The sequence below is a fragment of the Streptomyces sp. genome (assembly GCF_035563135.1).
Lineage (GTDB): Bacteria > Actinomycetota > Actinomycetes > Streptomycetales > Streptomycetaceae > Streptomyces.
The window spans coordinates 1-2,794 of sequence record NZ_DATMVN010000442.1 but is presented as its reverse complement, the minus strand read 5'-3'; the positions used below and the strand labels follow the sequence as shown (position 1 = coordinate 2,794).

At 72.3% G+C, this 2,794-nt stretch carries 3 protein-coding genes and 1 pseudogene; all 4 read left to right on the top strand.

What is annotated here, in order from left to right:
• On the top strand, positions 1-169 hold a 169-nt coding region (locus VN520_RS19505), incomplete at its 5' end, for an undecaprenyl diphosphate synthase family protein (RefSeq protein WP_325748208.1).
• A 98-nt stretch (positions 170-267) separates the two neighbouring features.
• Positions 268-1,818 (top strand): hypothetical protein, encoded by a 1,551-nt coding sequence (locus tag VN520_RS19500; protein ID WP_325748207.1) that lies wholly within the window; start codon positions 268-270, stop codon positions 1,816-1,818.
• Positions 1,819-1,834: 16 nt separating this feature from the next.
• On the top strand, positions 1,835-2,269 hold the full coding sequence (locus tag VN520_RS19495; RefSeq protein WP_325748206.1) for a hypothetical protein: 435 nt from the start codon (positions 1,835-1,837) through the stop codon (positions 2,267-2,269).
• Positions 2,269-2,794: pseudogene (locus tag VN520_RS19490) on the top strand (hypothetical protein); the annotation flags it as partial. The gene VN520_RS19495 and the pseudogene VN520_RS19490, both read left to right, overlap by 1 nt.

Here is a 2,794-nt window from a genome sequence, read left to right as displayed (position 1 = left end):
GTTCGTGCGCAGCTCCGGGGAGAACCGCACCAGCAACTTCCTGCTGTGGCAGTCGGCCTACGCCGAGTTCGTCTTCCTCGACACGCTCTGGCCGGACTTCGACCGCCGGCACCTGTGGGCCGCGTGCGAGGAGTACGCCTCACGGCAGCGCCGCTTCGGCAGCGCCTGAGCGACGAGCGGGTCGGGTCACCACGGCCCTGCGGCGATCCGTTGACACCGGTCCGCATCGCCAAGACAGTGACGTCTCTCCGAGAGGAGGGACCGCTCGTGGGTGAGAACGTCATGGCGCCATCTGTCCCCGAGGCCCCCACCGCACCCAGGCCCGGCGACCTCACCGAGCAACTGATCGCCACCGACGTGTGGCCCGACCACCTGCTGGCGGAGGCCGGGATCCCGGTCGTCGACGTCCCGCTCGTGACCGTCGGCGGCGGCATCGGCTCCTTCGTGACGGTGGACTACCTGCGCATCTGCGGTGTGCCCACGCACGCCATCCGCGTGCTCACCCCGCTGCGGACGCCGTGGGAGAGCTACGAGTACCTGACCACGGTCTCGCAGGTCCCCCGGAGCGAGCGGCTGCGGTCGGACTCGGCGTCCATGCCCGACAACATCTGGGGCTTCCCGAGCTACGGGCTCCGGGAAGGGCTCTCCGGGCACCCGGAGGTGCTGTGGCAGCTCCTGGTCGAACCGGTCTTCCACCACTACTACACGCCGCGAGCCGGCGATGTCTTCGACGCGATGCAGCGGGAGATGCGCCGCATCCGGTACCCGGAGATGGTGGTGCACGGCCAGGTCCGGATGGTGCGCAGACGGCTCGGCGGCGGCTACTTCACCATCCTCACCCCACCGGAGGGCGCTGCCCCGACCCGGCGGATCGCCTACCGCAGCCAGTGGGTGCACCTGGCCGTCGGTTACCCCGGCCTGAAGTTCCTCGACGACCTGCAGCGCTACCGCAGCCAGTTCAACGACTACGCCCACGTGGTGAACGCCTACGAGCCGCACGAGCAGGTGTACCAGCGGCTGCACCGCCGGCCTGGCACCGTCCTCGTCCGCGGCGGCGGCATCGTCGCCTCCCGGGTGCTGCAGCGGCTCATCGACGACCGGGACGGGCGCGGCCTGCAGACCCAGGTCGTCCACCTGTTCCGGACCTACGTGGACAGGCCGCACGGCACTGGGCTCCGCAAGCGCCGCAGGGGTGCCGACGGCTGGGCCTACCAGGGCTTCAACTACCCGAAGTCGGTGTGGGGCGGCCAGCTCAAGCAGCAGGTCCGAAGGAGCGAGGGACAGGACCGCGCCCGCCTCTACAAGGAGATGGGCGGCACCAACACCCCGGTGCGCCGGAACTGGCAGGAGCAGCTGCGGCGCGGCCGCGCGCAGGGCTGGTACCGGGTGGTGGTCGGGGAGATCGACGCGATGCGGCCGGTGGGCGACCTGGTGGAGGTCACCGTCGCGAGCGACAAGGGTCCCCAGGTCGGCACGTTCGACGCCGTCATCGACTGCACGGGACTCGAGGCCGACATCCGGGAGCACCGTGTGCTCGCCGACCTGCTCGACCACTCGGGCGCCGGCCGCAACCCGGTCGGACGACTGGACGTGGAGCGGGACTTCGAGGTCCGGGGGACCCGTAACGGCGGCAAGGTCTACGCCTCCGGGAGCGCCACCCTCGGCGGCTACTTCCCCGGGGTGGACACCTTCCTCGGGCTGCAGATCGCCGCCCAGGAGATCGCCGACGACCTGGCCCGGCAGGGCTTCTGCCGGCGGCTGACCCCGGGGCGCTCGACGAGCCAGTGGTGGAAGTGGATGCGCAACACGCAGATCTGACCGGAAGAGGTTCCTCGTGCTACCCACCCTGAACGGCCGCATCCAGACCCGGGTGTTCCTCCTCGCCGTGGTCGGGTCCGCCTGGACGGCGGTGATCACCCCTGCGCTGCCCACCGGCGCGCCGCTCGGCGCGTCCTATCGGGTGACCTTCTCCGTCCTGCTCGTGGTCACCGTCCTCGGTGTGCTGTGGGAGTTCCTCTACCACGGCATCCAGCAGTTCCGGTGGGAGAAGGACTGGCCCACCCTGTTCGGGCTGCTCACCGCCGTCCCGGAGGGACTGCTGGTGTGGTTCCTCGTCGCCGGCGGTGCGATCCCGTGGGTTGCGGGCATCCCCGGCCCCGCCTTCGCCCTCCACTTCGTCACCACCTGGGTGCTGGTGTGGCTCGCGGCCAACGGTCCGATGCGGGTGCCCTTCGTGCACTGGCGCTTCAACGGCGGGAGGCTGATCTGATGCAGCCCTCGGACGACGGGCCCGGCGGGACCCACCCGCCCCGGACCGTGCCCCCGTTCGACCAGGTCGGCGTGGCCGTGGCACCCGGCACCGACCTCGTCGTCCGGCTGCCCGGGATCCTCCTGGTGGCCGGCGCGGGCGCCCCTGGTCCTCCCGCGCCGGGCTCCGGGCCGCGGTTGGGCGGCTGGGAGGCCGCCGGTCCGGTGCCGGCACCAGTCACCCCTGCCGGGAGCGCGTGGATCGGTGAACTGGTGGCGCTGTGCCGTCAGGTGTCCGCAGCCGGACGGCGGGCGCCGGGACGGCGGCTGCTCGACCGGCTGCGGACCTGGCTGCCCACGGTGGGCGGCCGACCGTCGTTCGCGGTCGTTGCCGCGACCGAGGAGGGGCTGGCGGTCGCACTCGCGGGGGAGGGTCGCGCCGAGGTACCCGACCTCGGCCTCCGGCTCGCCGTGGTCAACGGCGCACGGCCGGCCGACGGCGTGCCGTTCCTGGAGCGGCTGGCGGACTGGCCCCCCGCCGGACTGC